17 protein-coding genes are annotated in these 16,503 nt (G+C 72.6%); 6 read left to right on the top strand and 11 right to left on the bottom strand.

Features of this window, described 5'->3' with window-relative positions; all coding sequences use genetic code 11:
* Positions 1 to 624 (bottom strand): hypothetical protein (locus HF577_RS31525; RefSeq protein ID WP_211175126.1); only part of this gene is annotated, 624 nt, incomplete at its 3' end.
* Between the two features lie 487 nt (positions 625 to 1,111).
* Between HF577_RS31525 and HF577_RS31520 the strand changes: the two genes are divergently transcribed.
* Entirely contained in the window at positions 1,112 to 1,537 is a 426-nt protein-coding gene (locus HF577_RS31520) for a DUF1810 domain-containing protein (protein ID WP_169399642.1), read from the top strand.
* 232 nt (positions 1,538 to 1,769) lie between these two features.
* The gene (locus tag HF577_RS31515; protein ID WP_211175125.1) at positions 1,770 to 2,960 is read left to right on the top strand and encodes a serine hydrolase domain-containing protein; all 1,191 of its coding nucleotides are present in this window, start codon (positions 1,770 to 1,772) and stop codon (positions 2,958 to 2,960) included.
* A gap of 36 nt (positions 2,961 to 2,996) precedes the next feature.
* On the opposite strand, the gene HF577_RS31510 is transcribed toward HF577_RS31515, so the two are convergent.
* From HF577_RS31510 to HF577_RS31495, 4 genes are all read right to left on the bottom strand, one after another.
* Positions 2,997 to 3,380: a hypothetical protein gene (locus HF577_RS31510; protein ID WP_169399641.1), complete on the bottom strand. Its 384-nt coding sequence runs from the start codon at positions 3,378 to 3,380 to the stop codon at positions 2,997 to 2,999.
* 33 nt (positions 3,381 to 3,413) lie between these two features.
* Entirely contained in the window at positions 3,414 to 4,064 is a 651-nt protein-coding gene (locus HF577_RS31505; protein WP_169399640.1) for a hypothetical protein, read from the bottom strand.
* A gap of 328 nt (positions 4,065 to 4,392) precedes the next feature.
* On the bottom strand, positions 4,393 to 4,881 hold the full coding sequence (locus HF577_RS31500) for a SixA phosphatase family protein (RefSeq protein WP_211175124.1): 489 nt from the start codon (positions 4,879 to 4,881) through the stop codon (positions 4,393 to 4,395).
* 57 nt (positions 4,882 to 4,938) lie between these two features.
* Complete coding sequence (locus HF577_RS31495; protein WP_169399639.1) at positions 4,939 to 5,391, bottom strand: DUF5313 family protein; 453 nt, start codon at positions 5,389 to 5,391, stop codon at positions 4,939 to 4,941.
* Positions 5,392 to 5,739: 348 nt separating this feature from the next.
* Here HF577_RS31495 and HF577_RS31490 point away from each other — a divergent pair, with 348 nt between their 5' ends.
* Positions 5,740 to 6,978: an MFS transporter gene (locus tag HF577_RS31490; RefSeq protein ID WP_169399638.1), complete on the top strand. Its 1,239-nt coding sequence runs from the start codon at positions 5,740 to 5,742 to the stop codon at positions 6,976 to 6,978.
* 2 nt (positions 6,979 to 6,980) lie between these two features.
* Positions 6,981 to 8,387, top strand: coding sequence for a M20 family metallopeptidase (locus HF577_RS31485; RefSeq protein ID WP_169399637.1), 1,407 nt, complete (start codon positions 6,981 to 6,983; stop codon positions 8,385 to 8,387).
* 10 nt (positions 8,388 to 8,397) lie between these two features.
* On the opposite strand, the gene HF577_RS31480 is transcribed toward HF577_RS31485, so the two are convergent.
* Positions 8,398 to 9,468: a 2,3-butanediol dehydrogenase gene (locus HF577_RS31480; protein ID WP_169399636.1), complete on the bottom strand. Its 1,071-nt coding sequence runs from the start codon at positions 9,466 to 9,468 to the stop codon at positions 8,398 to 8,400.
* 199 nt (positions 9,469 to 9,667) lie between these two features.
* Here HF577_RS31480 and HF577_RS31475 point away from each other — a divergent pair, with 199 nt between their 5' ends.
* A complete protein-coding gene (locus HF577_RS31475) occupies positions 9,668 to 10,288 on the top strand; it encodes an antibiotic biosynthesis monooxygenase (RefSeq protein ID WP_169399635.1) in 621 nt (206 codons plus the stop codon).
* Between the two features lie 57 nt (positions 10,289 to 10,345).
* On the opposite strand, the gene HF577_RS31470 is transcribed toward HF577_RS31475, so the two are convergent.
* The 4 genes from HF577_RS31470 to HF577_RS31455 all read right to left on the bottom strand — a co-directional run bounded on the left by HF577_RS31470 (position 10,346) and on the right by HF577_RS31455 (position 14,116).
* Positions 10,346 to 11,539 carry an aminotransferase class V-fold PLP-dependent enzyme gene (locus tag HF577_RS31470; protein WP_169399634.1) on the bottom strand — a complete coding sequence of 398 codons (1,194 nt, stop codon included), beginning with the start codon at positions 11,537 to 11,539 and terminating at the stop codon, positions 10,346 to 10,348.
* Between the two features lie 100 nt (positions 11,540 to 11,639).
* On the bottom strand, positions 11,640 to 12,080 hold the full coding sequence (locus HF577_RS38905; RefSeq protein WP_246267654.1) for a hypothetical protein: 441 nt from the start codon (positions 12,078 to 12,080) through the stop codon (positions 11,640 to 11,642).
* 186 nt (positions 12,081 to 12,266) lie between these two features.
* On the bottom strand, positions 12,267 to 12,959 hold the full coding sequence (locus HF577_RS31460) for a response regulator (protein ID WP_169399633.1): 693 nt from the start codon (positions 12,957 to 12,959) through the stop codon (positions 12,267 to 12,269).
* On the bottom strand, positions 12,956 to 14,116 hold the full coding sequence (locus HF577_RS31455; protein ID WP_169399643.1) for a sensor histidine kinase: 1,161 nt from the start codon (positions 14,114 to 14,116) through the stop codon (positions 12,956 to 12,958). The genes HF577_RS31460 and HF577_RS31455 overlap by 4 nt, the downstream gene beginning before the upstream one ends.
* Positions 14,117 to 14,240: 124 nt before the next feature.
* On the opposite strand from HF577_RS31455, the gene HF577_RS31450 reads away from it, so the two are divergent.
* Positions 14,241 to 15,302 (top strand): DUF418 domain-containing protein, encoded by a 1,062-nt coding sequence (locus tag HF577_RS31450; protein WP_169399632.1) that lies wholly within the window; start codon positions 14,241 to 14,243, stop codon positions 15,300 to 15,302.
* 39 nt (positions 15,303 to 15,341) lie between these two features.
* Here the strand turns inward: HF577_RS31450 and HF577_RS31445 are convergent, their stop codons facing one another.
* Positions 15,342 to 16,340 carry an LLM class flavin-dependent oxidoreductase gene (locus HF577_RS31445; RefSeq protein WP_169399631.1) on the bottom strand — a complete coding sequence of 333 codons (999 nt, stop codon included), beginning with the start codon at positions 16,338 to 16,340 and terminating at the stop codon, positions 15,342 to 15,344.
* Positions 16,341 to 16,503 lie beyond the last annotated feature (163 nt).

Here is a 16,503-nt window from a genome sequence, read left to right as displayed (position 1 = left end):
GGGCGGGACAGGGGGTGCGAAGTCGCCACCGCTCACCGCGGCGACCAGCCGGGCGAGCTCGGCCCGCGCCTCGGCGCCGCCCGGGGCATCGGCCTCCCGCAGGATCGACACGACGTCCCCGATGCCTGCCCCCGGCACCCGCGCCTCCGTGGCGGCCCGGCCGAGCGCCGCGAGCGGGGCGGTGGCCGGGTCGCCCGATGCGGCGCCCGGGCGCGACGACGCGGCCGCCAGGTCACCGAGCAGGCGCGCGGCGGCGTCGAGGTCGGTCCGGCTCCCGTCGGGAACCGGCTCGCGTCCGGGCCCGTCGTCGGCGAGGAAGCCCGCGCCGTCCGCAGCGATGAGCACCGTGTCCAGGCCGAGCCGGATCCGCGACGGGCCGAGGCCGGCGCCACGCTGCTCCTCCAGCCGGGCGAGCACGTCGGTGCCCAGCGCCACGGCCTGGGCGGGTGTCAGCCGCGCGCTGGAGAGCAGCCGGAAGAGGGCGAGCCCGCCGTCAGGAGCGCTGCTCCTGCGCGTGGCCCGGGCCTCTCCGCCACCGCGGCGCGACCGCTCTAGATATCGCCGCAGCAGGGGGTGGAAGCCCCTGTCCGCTGCTGGACGCCGACCCGAACCAACTCGCACCATCGATCTGCCACCCTCGGACTCGGGACGTCACAACTGGCCCGGCCGGGCATGCCCGCACCGGCCGCTTCGAGGTGAAATCGAATACTTCCCGCTGTTCCGGCTCAGACCGGCAAGAGGAAGGGTCTTCGTGCTCGGAAATGATGTCCCCGCTCGGCCCGACGGGTCTCGGCTTGCTCCGGTTTTCCGTTCATCGGGCCCCCTGCGCTCGGCACCTCCGTGCGTCATCACACCACGTCAGGGCAGTTGCGGGCAGCCCGCCGACCGAAAACCCGCTTACCGGAGGAGTCGGCCCCCGGCCGCGCCACAAATCCGTTCGCCGATTCGGACGACGGGGTGGGGAGCGGCACCAATGGCTACACCCGAAAGGGCCTGGCTCACGCTCTGCAATCGGTGCGCGGCAACGGATATGACGCGCGCTCAAGTGGCTGGGACGACGGCGCCTCCGGCCCGGGTTGACGCCACCGGCGGCACCGGCGAGCCTGCTCGGGTGAGCGATCGGTTCCACCTCAGCCGCTTCGTCGACGCGCAGGACGCCGGGGGCACCTACGACCGGGCGCTGCGGGAACTGCAGGCCGGCCGCAAGCGCGGCCACTGGATGTGGTTCGTCTTCCCGCAGATCACCGGCCTCGGCTACAGCGAGACCTCCCGGCACTTCGCCGTCTCCGGCCTCGATGAGGCCCGGGCCTACCTCGCCCACCCGGTGCTCGGGCCGCGCCTCGTCGAATGCGCCTCGGCCCTCATGACGCTCGACGGCACCGACGCGGTGGCGGTGTTCGGGCCGGTCGACGCGCAGAAACTGCACTCGTCGATGACGTTGTTCACCCGTGCGGCGCCGGCCGAGCAGGTCTTCCGCGATGTGCTCGACCGGTACTTCGGGGGCGAGCCGGACGAGGGCACGACGAGCCGGCTGTAGGCAGCAACGCTGATTCGGAGCGGAATTCTCGATCACCGGCGACCAGGTTTCCGCCCGGATGATGTTCACCTGTTCGACCGCATGTCACAAAGGGTGATGACGAGGCCGGTGACATTCCGATAATCCGATTCTGCGGCATGATGGCGACGTGGAGCAGCGAGAAGGATCAATCGTCGGACACGCTTCTTCGACGATTCCACCGCGCCCACCGGCCCGCCCGCACCGCAGCGCCGTGGCCGGGCTGGCCGTGGCACTCGCGCTGGTCGCGTCGGCCTGCGGCGGCGGCAGTGGCGACCCGGCGAGCACGGCAGGAGGCCCGAGCCCCACCGCTCCGGCCTCCGACCTCGCCACGCGCCTGCGCCCCGTCGTCACCGCGGCGATGGCGGACCTGTCCGTCCCGGGTGCGGTCGTCCTGGTCCGCACACCGACCGGGGAGTACCGGGAGGCGTTCGGCACCCGCCGGGTCCGGGCCGACGACCCGGTCCAGGTCGGCGACTACTTCCGGGTCGGCTCCAACACCAAGACGATGACCGGCACCGTCGTGCTGCAACTCGTGCAGGAGGGCCGGATCGCGCTGTCGGACCCGGTGTCGAAGTTCCGGCCGGACGTGCCGGGCGGCGCCGGCATCACCATCGAGCAGATGCTCGACATGCGCAGCGGGCTGTTCAACTACACCGAGCTCGAGTCGGTCAACCGGACCCTCGACGAGGACCCCACCAAGGCCTGGCGCCCCGAGGAGCTCGTCGCTCTCGGCCTGTCCCGGCCGCCCTACTTCCCACCCGGGCAGGGCTTCCACTACTCGAACACCAACACGGTGCTGCTCGGTCTGATCGTCGAGCAGCTCACCGGGAAGCAGCTCGGCACGGTGTTCCAGCAACGGATCTTCACCCCACTCGGTCTGCGGAACACGCTGCTGCCCGCGATCACGTCCAACGACATTCCCGACACCCACCCGCAGGGCTACCTGTTCGGCACGAACGTCTCGACGATGACCGACCCCGCGCTCCCGCCCGACCAGCAGGCCGCCGCTCGCAACCGGACGCTGCAACCCAACGACGTCACCGATCTCAACCCGTCGTGGGCCTGGGCGGCAGGCGCCGCGATCTCCACGGCGGAGGACCTCGCGACCTACGTCAAGCCGCTCGTGACCGGTGGGCTGCTCGACGCCACGGTGCAGAAGCAACGGCTCGACAGCCTGGCCCCCACCGACCCGGCGGACCCGAACAGTGCCTCCTACGGACTGGCACTGGCCCGGTTCGGGCCGATGATCGGGCACGACGGCGCGCTGCCCGGTTACCAGTCGTTCATGGGCTACGACCCGGCCGCCGGCAACACCCTCATCGTGCTCACCAACCTGCAGAACGCACCTGACGGCACCCAGGCGGCGAACGACATCGCGAGGCGCGTCATCCCCCTGCTCTGAGCCACCGGCGGGACGCGGGTCCCGGAGACGGGCGGATCAGCCGGCGCCGGGCGTGCTCCGGTTGCCGGGACCCGTCGGTCCCGCGCCCTCCGCCGTCGGCGGCGTGGACGGCGTGGCCGGCGCGGACGGCGTGGCCGGCGGGACACCGGTGGCCTGCGCGGCGGCCTGTTGACCCGCGGCGGCGGCGGCGAGCATCTGCTTGGCGAAGATGCGCTGCTGGGCGATGAGGTGCTCGGCGAAGTCGAAGACCGCGTCGAGGACCTCTTCCGGGTTGGCGCCGGCGGGCGGGCCCGCATGGGTCCGGCCCGTCATCCCCTTCATCAGCTCGGTGCTCTTCTCGGACCACTGCTGCCACAGGTGCCGGAAGCTCTCCTGGGTACGGCGGGTCAGCTCGGTGAGCTGCTCCTGCGAACTGGTCATCGCGCTCCTCCTCCTGGCTGCTCTCCTGCTCCGTCAGCTCCCCTGCCCGGTCGGACGTGGGCGTCGGGGGCGGCCACCGCCGCCTGCCGGGGCGGCAGCGGGGCGGGTCCGGCGCACCGCGGGTCCGGCGGGGGCCGGCCGCTCGCGCTGCTGGGGGCGGTGGCCGTGGCGTTGCCTGCGCTCCCCCGGCTCCCGGTCGCGGGCGGGCCGCTCGCTCTCGGGACCGTCGGCGCTGGCCGGTGGCACCTCCGCCGGTGCCGTGCGGCGCCGGCGGGCGAGGCGCTGCAGTGCCGCGAGCACCTGCTGGGCCAGGCGCTGCAGGAACCGCAACACCGCGACGGCCTGCGCCACGACGAGGCTGAACGCGGCGCCCGTACGCGCGCGCACCGCCGTCCCGCTCCTGGCGAGGACGCCGGGACCCGCCCGGTCGGACCGCGACCGGGTGGGCCTGCCGGTCAGCGCCTCCCGCAGTCCGGTGCCGCCGCTCTCCGCCACACCGTCGAGCCGGTCCGCGACCCGGTCGACGCGCCCGATGGCCATGTCGACCACAGCCCCGAGCATCGCGTTGCCCGCCTCGCTCATCGCCTTGCGGGCGACTCCGCTCACCGCGCGGTCAGGCAGCTCCCGGCCGGCACGCAGGGCGCCACCGGTGGCGCGGGTCGCCGTACCCGTCAGGTCGGCCATCTCTCACGTCCTCTCGATCCACCCGCCGGGGCTGGAGCTCCGCGGGCATCGGCTGCGGTCGTCAGCGGGTGCGGGGTCTCGATCGTGCGCTGACGTGGGTGTCACGCCATGCCGGCGATCGTCGGCATGGTCACCGGCCCCCGCCGACCCGCCGGGGACGGCCTCGGCGGCGGTGAAGGACGAGGCGATCGGACGTGCGGCAACGGTCGTCATCGAACTGCCACCCTGCTCCGGAGGTCCGACGCTCCGCTCGGGCATCGATGCCCTCCGGGTGGACTCATGCTCCTCGCCGCACCCCCCGCTCGCAAGACGCGGCAGGCGGGAGCAGTCAGCCGCGCGGCGTGGCGTGGGCGACCAGCGTGGCACTGCCCGGGGCCGCGTTCTCCCAGGACCCGGCGAGGTCCAGCACGGCGATCGCCGCCGTCCGCATCTGTGGCGACTCGCCGGTCAGCAGGGCGACGAGTTCGGTCACGCCGGGGTTGTGGCCCACCAGTACCGCCTGCCCGGCGCCGTCGGGAAGCTGCGAGACGACGGTGAGCAGCGCGTCGGCCGTCGCGTCGTAGATGCGGTCGTCGAAGACCGGGGCGGGCAGGCCGCTGAGTACGGCGGCGGCCAGGTTCCAGGTCTGGCGGGTGCGCGCGGCGGGCGAGCACACGACGGCATCGACATGCTCCCCGCGGTCCCGCAGCCACCGGCCCGCCGCGGGCGCGTCCCGGCGCCCCCGTGCGTTCAGCGGCCGCTCCGCGTCGGGTACGCCGTCCGGCCACGCCGACTTCGCGTGCCGGAGGATCACCAGCCGACGCGTGCCGTCAGCCATTGCCGTGCCCGCCGCCGGTCATGCCGCTCTCCACGGGTGGATTCTCCCCGACCGGGCTCATCCGTGGGACTTCCGGCGCTGGGTGCGTTCGAACTCCGACAGGGCCGCGGCGAGTGCCCGGGCCGCGTGGCGCTCCTCCCGGACCCGCGCCGCGGTGCCGTGGTCGTAGCCGGCCTTCCACGCGCGGTTCTCGGTGGCCTCGTAGAGGAACACGAACGAGTAGGACAGCCCGACCAGCGACCCGCCCACCACGGCCATCAGCCGCACCCACAGCGGTCCCGGGATGAGCACCACCAGCACGACCGCGACCGGCACCACCTGGACGAGCAACCGCACCAGGTGGCGCAGCGGCCACGTGCGGCACGTGACGTCGTAGAGCACCCACTGCCGGTACGCCGCGGGAAGCCGGCCACCGACGGCGTACCACAACCAGTGGACCGGGCCCGGGTGCCGCAGCGCTGCAGAGGCGGCGGGAGAACCCGGTCGCCGCGTGCGGGGTGTCCACCTCATGTCGGGTCCTCCAATCTCCCGGACGAGGTGACGTCCGGCATGGATTCCCTCCGGAGCGCGCGCGACTCGATCGGCCCGCGCGGGCGCTCTGGGGCGCAAATGCTACGCGGCCTACGCGCCGAATGTCCCGAATCCCGGAGCGAATTCCGGCGGACCTCCCGGACTCGTTGACGGACGTCGATCACGGTACCGAGAATGACCAGGTGATCGTGCCGACGCGACCTCCACCCTGAGGGCCGATCACCCGGAAGACTTCCCGCGCCCACTCTCAGCGAGGTCGATTTGTCCGAATCCGGAGCGTCCATTCCCCGCTCGGCGTGGCTGCCCCGCGCCCATCCGCTGTCCTGGGTGACACTCGCGATCACCACGTGCGCAATTCTCATGACGGCGGTCGACGGCGGGATCCTCCCGGCGGTGCTGCCCGCGATCCAGGAGGAGTTCGGGCTCAACTCGACGCAGGCCGGGCTGATCAACTCGGTGTTCTTCGCCGGGCTGATCGTGGGTGCCCTGCTGTTCGGGTGGTTCTCCGACCGGATCGGCACGGGATACCGCCGCACCTGGGCCTGGAACATCGCGATGCTGATCGGCATTCTCGGTGGGGCCCTCACATTCGGCTTCGCGGGCAGCTTCGTGGCGTTCCTCCTGCTGCGCATCCCGATGGGCATCAGCCGGGGCGGCTCCGAGCCGGTGAACGTGGCGCTCGTCAGCGAGTGGTGGCCGAAGGAGCACCGCGGGTTCGCGGTGGGCACGCACCACACCGGCTTCCCGCTCGGGCAGTTCCTCACCGGCGCGCTGATCGCCCTCGTCCTCGGGGTGGCGGGCTGGCGGGAGGCCTTCCTGCTCATCCCGCTGCTCGGTATCCCGATCATCGTGGCGCAGACCATCGTCGGCACGCGGCGCAACCAGCAGCGGGTCTACGACTGGATCGACAGCCACGGTCTCACCCGGCCGCTCCCGGAGCTCTCCGTGCGGCACACCGGGTCCGCCCTCGCGCCCGTCAAGGAGGCGCTGAGCAGCGCCAACGTCCGCTGGTCGATCGCCCTGATCTTCCTCTTCCTCTGGGCGGAGGCCGGGGCCGTGACGTTCCTGACCGGGCAGTTGGTGGGCCAGGGCATGAGCCTCCCCACCGCGGCCCTGCTCTCGGGCGCGTCCGGGCTGACGGGCTGGATCGGTCAGGTGGTGTGGGGCGCGTGGTCGGACCACGCCGGGCGCAAGTTCGCCATCCGCTTCCTCGTCATCGGCTGGGCCGTCACCCTGCTCGCCATGATCCTCATCTCGGGCCCGGCGAGTGCCTGGATCGTGCTGTTGGCGTGGGGCCTGTTCCGCAACGCGCCCTTCCCCGTGGTCTACGCGCTGCTCATCGACTCGGTGCCCCGGGCGGCGGGCACGGCGATGGGCATCATGATCGGCCTGGCCCTCGGGGTGTCCGGGGTGCTCGCCGCCGCCGTGTCCGGGTGGATCATCGACAGCTTCGGGTTCACTGCGCACTACGTGGTGCTCGCCGCGATCTGCCTGCTGGGCCTGGTCCCGCTGGCCAGGATCACCGAGACGGTCACCGCCGGGCGCGTCGCCCGGCAGGAGGGATGACGATGAGCCGCGCCGACGCCGTCGAACGGTCCACGTCCTACATCGACTCCGGCGCCTTTCTCGACGACCTGGGCAGGCGGGTGGCGCTGCGCACCGAGAGCCAGGACCCCGGCTCCCTCCCGGTGCTGCACCGCTACCTCTCCGGCGAGATGACCTCGGCCCTCGAACGGCTCGGGGCCCACTGCACCGTCGTCGAGAACCCGGTGGCAGGCGGTGGGCCGTTCCTGATCGCGCACCGCCACGAGGACCCCGCCCTGCCGACCGTGCTGGTCTACGGCCACGGAGACGTCGTGCTCGGCCAGCCGGAGCGATGGCGCAGCGGGCTGTCCCCGTGGGAGATCCGCGTCGAGGGAGACCGCTGGTACGGCCGGGGAACCGCCGACAACAAGGGCCAGCACACCCTCAACATCGCCGCACTCGGGCACGTCATGGCGGCCAGGGGTGGACGGCTCGGGTTCAACCTGACGGTGCTGATCGAGACCGGTGAGGAGGCGGGGTCGCCCGGCCTGCGCGAGATGTGCGAGCAGCGGGCCGACGAGCTCGCCGCCGACCTGCTGCTGGCCTCCGACGGGCCCCGGCTGGCCGCGGACCGGCCCACGGTGTTCCTCGGCTCCCGCGGTTCGGTCGCGTTCACGCTCAGCCTGAACCTGCGCGAGGGCACCTACCACTCCGGCAACTGGGGCGGCCTGCTGCGCAACCCCGCCACCGTGCTGGCCAGCGCGCTCGCCGGCATGGTCGACGGGCGCGGCGTCATCACGGTCGACGGGCTGCGCGCACCGGAGATCCCGGACGCGGTGCGCCGGGCACTGGCGGACGTCTCCCCCGGTGGCGGGCCGACCGACCCGGAGATCGACGACGGCTGGGGCGAGCCGGGGCTGACCCCGGCCGAACGTGTGATGGGCGGCAACGCCCTCGAGGTGCTGGCGTTCGTCGCCGGCACGCCGGACGCGCCGGTCAACGCGATCCCGGCGACGGCGCGGGCCCACTGCCAGCTGCGGTTCGTGGTGGGTACCCCGTGGCAGGAGCTGGGCCGGATCGTGCGCGAGCACCTCGACGCGCAGGGCTACCCGATGGTCGAGGTCCACGTGGACAGCACGATGGCGGCCACCCGCCTGAGCCCCGACGACCCGTGGGTGCGGTGGGCCGTCGCGTCGATCGAGCGGAGCACGCAGAAGGCCCCCATCGTGCTGCCCAACCTCGGCGGATCGTTGCCCAACGACGTATTCGCCGAGGTCATCGGCATGCCGACGGTCTGGGTGCCGCACTCGTACCCGGCGTGCGGCCAGCACGGGCCCGACGAGCACCTCCTCGGCTCGGTGGCCCGTGAAGGGATCCGGATGATGTCCGGGCTCTTCTGGGACCTGGGCGAGCTGGGCAGCACCCGGCCTGGCCCGGCACCGGCGGGATAGCCGCCCGAGCTCAGGACAGCAGCGCCGTCGGCGAGACGAGGATCTTCACGTTCTCCTCCTTGTTGTCGATCAGCTGCCGGAAGCCGCCGCTGACCAGGTCGTCGAGCCCGATCCGGCCGGTGATGAACTGCTCGGCGTCGACCTTCCCGTCGCGGAGCAGGGCGATGACGTCGGGATGGTCACCGCAGTAGGCCAGCGAGCCGATGAGCGTCACCTCGCTCATCACCAGGTCGTTCACCGCGACCCGCGGCTCGTGGCCCCAGATCGCGACGTTCACGACCGTCCCGCCCGGCCGGACGGACCCGATCGCCGACGCGAGCACGGCGTCGATCCCGGCGCACTCGAACGCGACGTCCACACCCGCTCCGCCGGTGACGTCGCGGATGGCCGTCGCCGGGTCGTCGGTGGCCGGGTCGACGACGACGTCCGCGCCCGCTCCCGCCGCCTTCGCCTTACGGGCGGCCGCGGGCTCGACGACGATCACCGTGGCCGCCCCTGCTGCCCGCAGCGCCGCGGTCGTGACCAGCCCGATCGGCCCGGCGCCGAACACCGCGGCGGTGCCACCCTCCCGCAGGCCGGAGAGCCGCACGGCGTGGTAGCCGACGGCGAGCGGCTCGACCAGCGCGCCGATGTCGGTCGGCAGGTCACCGAGCGGGTGTACCCAGCGGGAGTCGACGACGCACCGCTCGGCGAAGCCGCCCTGGTCGCCGCTCAGCCCGACGAAGCCCAGGCTGCGGCAGATGTTGTAGCGCCCGGCCGCGCAGGCCGCGCACGTCCCGCACACCCAGTACGGCTCGACCGCCACCCGATCTCCCTCGGAGACGCCCGTGACGCCGGACCCCACCGCCGAGACCACGCCGGCGAACTCGTGCCCGATGACGACCGGCATCTCCACGCCGGTGATCGGGTGCGGTGAACCCTTGCCCGGGATGAAGATCGGGCCTTCGAGGAACTCGTGGAGATCGGTGCCGCAGATGCCGCACCAGTCGACCGACACCTCCACCTGGCCGTCCCGGACCAGCGGGTCCGGCACGTCGTCGATGCGGATGTCGCCGGGACCGTGGAACCGTGCAGCGCGCACGTGACCTCCTCCGAGTGGTGCGGCAAGCGGTGCGTCCGAGTCAAGCCGCCGCGGTGGCGCGGAGCAACCGTTGCAGCGGGGTTGCAGTCGATCTTCGCTGGTGGCGGCGCAGGCATTGCCACACCAGGAGCGCGCGAGAAGGGTGTTCGGCGACCGGCGGCGCCGCCGGGGCGCCACCCCGATCGGAAGGGGGTGGATCGTGTACGCACGCTCCACCACAGTCCACGCACATCCCGAGTCGATCGACGCGGGGGTCGCGCACATCCGCGACGAGGTCATGCCGATGTGCCTGGAGACCGAAGGGTGCATCGGCCTGTCCATGCTGGTCGACCGCATGTCGGGTCGCTGCATCATCACGACCGCGTGGCAGGACGAGGCGGCCATGCGCGCCAGCGAGGACCGGCTGCGGCCCGTCCGCGAACACGCCGCCGAGATCCTCGGCGGCAGGCCGCAGGTCGACGAGTGGGAGATCGCCGTCCTGCACCGGGACCACAGCTCGGCGCCGGGTGCGTGCGTGCGCGCCACCTGGCTACGGACGGACCTCCCGGGCACCAACCGCGTCGTCGAGATCTACCGGATGGGGCTGCTGCCCGAGATCCAGGAGTTCGACGGGTTCTGCAGCGCCAGCCTGATGGTCGACCGCACCTCCGGATACGCCGTCTCCTCGGTGACCTTCGACAGCCGAGACGCCATGGTGCGCAACCGCGACGCAGCCGTCGCGTTGCGGGAGCGGGCCTCCAGCGAAACCGGCTCCGAGGTCGTGGAGGTCGGCGAGTTCGAGCTGGCGCTCGCGCACCTGCGGGTGCCCGAGATGGCCTGACCGGCACCGCGACGACGGGAGCGCCCGGAACCGGGCGGGCGCTCCCCGTGCCGGGGCTCAGCCGAGCGCGCCCGATGCGGGCAGCGCGGCCACGAGCCGGTCGAGCTCGTCCTCGGTGTTGTAGTAGTGCACCGAGGCGCGGACCAGCTCCGTCAGCCCCCGGCGGGGCATGTCCAGCTGGGCCGACCTGGCCCGGGAGACGGTGGTGCGCACCCCGCGCTCGCGCAGCACCTGCTGCACCTTCTCGCACGGGACGCCCTCGACGGTGAAGGTGACGATGCCGCAGCGCCGGGCGCCCTGGTCGTGGACCCGGACCCCGTCCACCGCCCCCAGCCGTTCGCGCAGCGTCTCGGCCAGCGCCGTGACGCGGGCCTCGATCGCCTCCAGCCCCCACTCCAGTGCGTAGTCGACGGCCACGCCCAACCCGATCCTGGCGGCGACGTCGCTCTCCCAGTTCTCGAAGCGTCGCGCGTCGGGCCGCACCTCGTAGCGGTCCGGTGCCGTCAGCGTGGCGGCGTGCAGGTCGAGGAACGGCGGGTCCAGGCGCTCGAGCAGCGCGCGGCGGACGTACAGGAAGCCCGTCCCGCGGGGTCCGCGCAGGAACTTGCGGCCGGTGGCCGACAGCAGGTCACACCCGATCCGCTCGACGTCCACACTCAGCTGGCCCACGGACTGGCAGGCGTCGAGCAGGAACGGCACGCCGGCGCCGCGGGCGACGGCGCCGACCTCCTCGGCGGGGTTGACCAGCCCACCGTGCGTCGGGACGTGCGTCATCGCGATGAGCCCGACGCGCCCCCCGCCGTCGTGCAGGCGCCGGCACAGGTCGGCCACCGACAGCTGCCCGTGCTCGTCGTCGTCGACGACCTCCACCACTGCCCCGGTGCGCGCGGCGACCTGCAGGAAGGCGATGACGTTGCTGCCGTACTCCGCGCGGGCGGTCAGGATCCGGTCGCCGGGCCGCAACGGCAGGGCGTAGAAGGCCATGTCCCAGGCGCGCGTGGCGTTCTCGACCAGCGCGACCTCGTCCTGCGCGCAGCCGAGGAGCCTGGCCACGGCCGCATACGTGCCGTCGATCCGGTCGGCCGCGACGGCGGCCGCCTCGTACCCACCCACCTCCGCCTCCCGGCGCAGGTGGTCGACCACCGCCTCCGTCACCTGCCGCGGCGGCAGCGCCGCTCCCGCGTTGTCGAGATGCGCCACGCCGTGTGCACCAGGGGTGTCGCGCCGGGCCCGCTGGATGTCGAAGTCCACGTGATCAGAGGCTACTGCTCCGACCGGGATGGTTCATCGGGTTGCTGCCCTTGTCGCCAGGTCTGGGCGGTTGGGGAGACGAGCCCGAGGGGGGTAGCTGCTAGGGAGAGTCTTCGGAGATCCCCCGGCCCAGCCGACGGTTCACGGCATCGGCCAGCCGGACTCCGAACAACGCACCGCCGGTACCAGCCAGCGCTGCGGCTACGAACCCCATCACCTGAATCAACACGTTTAGCGTATTCCTCTTTGTCGTTCCCGCTATCGCGGGAATGTCCTGATTTTGTCGGACCATCCGTATCCGGTGCGACCAGCCCAACAGCGGCATCACCCGCGTACCAAAATCGTGGACGCCCTTCTCGAAATCGTCAAACGTGAGCATCATCCCCTTGACACCGGGCATGTCAGCCAGTAAATCGACCTGGCGGGCCACCGACTCGTAGCTCCCCACGAGGGTGGCGGCGTGCACGGCGGCCGCCCGCTCCTCGTCGAGCCGGTAGCCGAGCCGCACGGCCCGCGCGGCGAACTCCTCGACGCCGGTCACCACGTGGAGCCCGCGAATTCGCGACCGTCCGCCACCGGGAGAATTGTTGTGCCGATTCTGCGGAAATCAGGGTCCGGGGAGCGGCGGAATCCCGACAGAATCGAACAGCCGGCACCGGTGCTCCCTGGCCGGAGCACCGTCGGCGCCGCACCGGTTACCGGATGTTCACGGGGCGCCGGTCGGGCGCTACCGCCGACGGCGCGGGTTGCGGGAGGCCGGCCCGGCGTCGAGATGGACGATGTGGTTCTCCCAGGCCCAGGCCGCTATCCCGACCCGGTTGCGCACCCCGAGCTTGGCCTGGATTCCCGACAGGTGGCTCTTGACCGTGCTCAACGAGATGAACAGTTCGGCGGCGATCTCCTGGTTGGTACGGCCTCCGGCCACCGCACGAACGACCTCGATCTCCCGGTCCGACAACGCCTGAACCGGCCTGCCCGTCGGACTCACGCCGGCACCCATCAAGCGGCGGAGCAGCCGCACGGTGATCGACGGCGAGACCAGTGCGTCCCCGGCATCCGCCGCCCGGACGGCCTCGACGAGCAGGGCGGGACCGGCGTCCTTCAGGACGAAGCCGACCGCCCCGCCCCGCAGCGCGCGGTACACATAGTCGTCGAGGTCGAAGGTGGTGACCACGACCACCCGCAGCGGGTCGGCGACGCCGGGGCCCGCCAGAGCGCGTGTGACCTCGATGCCGTCGAGGCGGGGCATTCTGATGTCGACGAGGCAGACGTCCGGACGGAGCCTGCGGGCGAGAGCCACCGCCTCGGCACCGTCCGCTGCCTCCCCGACAACAGTGATGTCGGGCTGGTCCTCGAGTATGAGCCGCAAGCCGCTCCGTACCAGCGCCTGGTCGTCCGCCAGCAGCACCGTGATGGTCATCGGCGCACCCGCGCGGGGACCGGCAGGGTGGCACGCACCGCCCAGCCGGCGCCGGGTCGCGGACCGGCACACAACGTGCCACCGAGGGCCTCGACGCGTTCGCGCATCCCGATCAGGCCGTAGCCGCCGTGGTGGCGGAGCGTCGCAGTCGGCCCGTCATCGGCCACGGCGACGGTGACGTACTGGTGATCCTCATCGACGTCGACCGTGACCGAACGGGCCTCGGGCGCGTGGCGTGCGATGTTGGTGAGCGACTCCTGCACCACCCGGTAGACGGTGCCGGCCACCTCGGGTGGCCACGCCGTCCGGTCGTCGGGCACGCGCAGGCGCACCGCCGGACCCTGTTCTTCGAAGCGTTCGACCAGGTCACGGAGCTGTTCCGGTTCCGACGTGGCCGGGTCCGCGTCCTCCGCGTCGCGCAGGAGCCCGACGACGCGACGCATCGCGGCCAGGCCATCGGATCCGGCGGCCTCGATACCCGCCAGTGCCGTCTGCACGTCGGCCAGCGGACCGTCGAGGTACCCGGGCTGCCTGCGAGTGACGAGTTGGGCGGCTTGGGCCTGCAGGATGATGCCGGTGAGGTGATGGGCCGCCACGTCGTGGAGTTCCCTGGCCAGTCTCATCCGCTCGTCGCGGCGCACCGAATCGGCGACGGCCCGGCGGCGCGCGTCGAGCAGCCGCAGACCCAGCCCGACCGCCAGTGCTGCGGTCCATCCCGCGCCGTTCAGCGCTGTCACCCCCGCTACCCCGGAGGTGGGCGGCGGGTCGGCGAGCCAGGTGCCGGCGACCACCGCGAACCCCCCGGCCGCGATCCCGGCGGCCGGCAGTGCTGGAAGGGCCCTGATCGACGACCCGACCAGCACGGACAGACCCAGGGCAACGGCGGGACCGGGCTCGGACGGTAGCTCGGCGGCCCGGGCGACGATGATGGCGAGGGCGGCGACCGCCAGGCCCGCGACCGTCCCCCACGTCCGCAGGCGCCTGCGCACCAGGGCGATCGCGCACACCACGACGCCGGCCAGGCAGCCGAACAACCAGTAGCCCCCGCCCCAGCTGGCCACGACGGCGGCGGCCTGGACGACGAGCGCCGCGGCGACGACCACGCCGAGCCCGACGTCGGCCACGGCCCGAAGCGTCCCGGGCAGCCGGTCCCCCATGGTCACGCCGCTCAGCCTAGAGAGCGTGACGCAGGCCCCGAACCGGTCGAAAGTATGGTCGCCGCCGCCACGAACCGTCCTTTGCACGGGTGCCGGCACCGATCGCGATGTCGAGGCTGAGCCGATGCCTCATGACGCTCCCCACCGCACGCCGGACTCTTCTCGACGGCAGGCCGACCCCGACCAGCCCCTCGTCCCCGGTCGAGCGCGCATCGCCGCGCTCGACGTGATCCGCGGGTTCGCGCTGTGCGGGATCGTGCTGGTCAACGTCAGACCGATCGCCGCCATGGGCGGCTTCCTGCCGCCGGCACCGGCCGGCGCGGACGACGGGTTCGCCTGGCTGGGGCTGCTCACCGAGCTGCGCTTCTTCCCGATCTTCGCGCTGCTCTTCGGCATCGGGTTCCAGTTGCTGCTGCGCTCGGCGTCGAACCGCGCCGCGCGGCCGCGGCTGCTCCTGCTACGCCGGCTGCTGGCCCTGCTCGTGGTGGGTCTGGCGCACCACGTGCTGCTGTGGCAGGGCGACATCCTGACCGTCTACGCCGTCGTCGGCCTGGTGGTGCTACTGCCGTCGACCTGGCTACCGCGGTGGGCGGTGGCCGGGCTCGCCGCCCTGCTCATCGCGGCAGCGGTGATCTCCGCCGGTGGCCAGGTCTCGCTGGTGCCCGGGCTGTTCCTGCTGGGATCGGCGCTGGTCCGGTACGGGGTGGTCGACCGGCTGGAGCGCTCCACCCGGGTACCGGCCGTGGTGGGCCTGGTCCTCGCGGCGGGGGCGGCGCCGGCCGTGTGGTGGCAGACCCGGCAGCTCGGCGACATGGGCGGTGCGGACTTCAACCGCGCGATGACCCTGGCCGGGGTGCTGATCGCGGGTGTCTACATCTGCGCCCTGCTGATCGTGCTGAGGACACCGCTCCGACCGGCGCTGCAGGCGGTGTTCGCGCCGCTGGGCCGGATGGCGCTCACCAACTACCTGGCCGCCACGGTCCTCGTGCTGGCAGCCGCCCCCCTTCTCGGTGGGCCACCGGACACCTGGTCACGGGCGACGGTGTTCGCGATCACCGGCGCCGTCCTCACCGCCGAGTGGCTGTTCTCCACGCTGTGGCTGCGCCGGTACCAGCAGGGTCCGCTCGAATGGCTCTGGCGCTGGGCGACGTGGGCTCGCCGCCCAGCACTGCGCCGCACCCGCTGACCGCCGCGACCTGGCGACGGCCGAACGGGGACCGGCGGCTCAGGCGTCCGCGCCCAGCATCGCGTCGGCCGTGAGCTCCGCCGAGCGGACGCGCTCCGCGATGCCCTGGGAGTGGTGCGCGACGATCAGCTCGTCGGCCTGCGTCGAGTCGGCGAACTCCTCGAGGAACTCGCGCACCTGCGTGGCCGTACCGACGGCCGTGTACTTCATCATGTCGGCGATCTGACGGCCGTTGGGCGTGGTCAGGAAGGCGTCGATCTCGGCGTCGGTGTAGTTCGGGGTGCCCGGACCGCGCGAGATCATCCCCCGGACCCGCGCCCGGCGCACCGTCACGAACTGCTTCTGCGCGTCCTCCGCGTCGTCGGCGGCGATCACGTTCGCGCCCACCATGACGTAGGGCGCGGAGAGCTGCTCCGATGGCGTGAAGTCCCGGCGGTAGGTCGCGATCGCCGCGTGCAGCGCCTCGGGCGCGAAATGCGAGGCGAACGCGTACGGCAGGCCGAGCGCCGCGGCCAGCTGAGCACCGAACAGCGACGATCCGAGGATGTACAACGGCACGTTCGTTCCCGCCCCGGGCACCGCCTGCACCCCGGGGACGCGCGACTTGCCCTGCAGGTACCCCTGCAGCTCCAGCACGTCCTGGGGGAAGCGGTCGGACGACGAGGCATCGCGACGCATCGCGTGCATGGTCACCTGGTCGCTCCCCGGAGCGCGGCCCAGCCCCAGGTCGATGCGACCGGGGAAGAGCGTCTCGAGGGTGCCGAACTGCTCGGCGATCGTCAGCGGCGCGTGGTTGGGCAGCATGACGCCGCCGGCGCCGAGCCGGATCGTGGAGGTGTGCGCGGCCACGTAGCCGATCAGGACGCTCGTGGCCGACGAGGCGATCGTCGCCATGTTGTGGTGCTCGGCGTACCAGACGCGGCGGTAGCCGAGCCGCTCCGCGGCCCGGGCCAGCTGCACACTCCCCTCGAAGCTCTCCCGTGCCGTCTGTCCAGGGGCGACGGGTGCGAGGTCGAGGATGGAGAGCGTCACGGGCATGTGCGGGCCTTCGGTTCGTCGGGGATCCAGCGGGTGCCGGCTGAAGCACCCACCGTCGTCAACCCGGCAAGAGCCGGGTTCGTTCCCCGCACCCCGCCCTCGGCTCCACCCCCCGCGAGTCGCCCGTTCCGAACCCGCGAGTCGCCCGCTCCCGACCCGCGAG

The sequence above is a fragment of the Pseudonocardia xinjiangensis genome, assembly GCF_012911925.1.
GTDB lineage: Bacteria > Actinomycetota > Actinomycetes > Mycobacteriales > Pseudonocardiaceae > Pseudonocardia > Pseudonocardia xinjiangensis.
The sequence above is the reverse complement of the archived record's forward strand: the minus strand, read 5'-3'. Positions and strand labels throughout refer to the sequence as shown.

Coding starts and splice junctions, on each gene's coding strand:
- HF577_RS31485 (WP_169399637.1), top strand. CDS start 6,981: ATGAGCCGCGCCGACGCCGTCGAACGGTCCACGTCCTACATCGACTCC.
- HF577_RS31455 (WP_169399643.1), bottom strand. CDS start 14,116: ATGGGGGACCGGCTGCCCGGGACGCTTCGGGCCGTGGCCGACGTCGGG.
- HF577_RS31460 (WP_169399633.1), bottom strand. CDS start 12,959: ATGACCATCACGGTGCTGCTGGCGGACGACCAGGCGCTGGTACGGAGC.
- HF577_RS31510 (WP_169399641.1), bottom strand. CDS start 3,380: ATGACCAGTTCGCAGGAGCAGCTCACCGAGCTGACCCGCCGTACCCAG.
- HF577_RS31505 (WP_169399640.1), bottom strand. CDS start 4,064: ATGGCCGACCTGACGGGTACGGCGACCCGCGCCACCGGTGGCGCCCTG.
- HF577_RS31500 (WP_211175124.1), bottom strand. CDS start 4,881: ATGGCTGACGGCACGCGTCGGCTGGTGATCCTCCGGCACGCGAAGTCG.
- HF577_RS31495 (WP_169399639.1), bottom strand. CDS start 5,391: ATGAGGTGGACACCCCGCACGCGGCGACCGGGTTCTCCCGCCGCCTCT.
- HF577_RS31450 (WP_169399632.1), top strand. CDS start 14,241: ATGCCTCATGACGCTCCCCACCGCACGCCGGACTCTTCTCGACGGCAG.
- HF577_RS31445 (WP_169399631.1), bottom strand. CDS start 16,340: ATGCCCGTGACGCTCTCCATCCTCGACCTCGCACCCGTCGCCCCTGGA.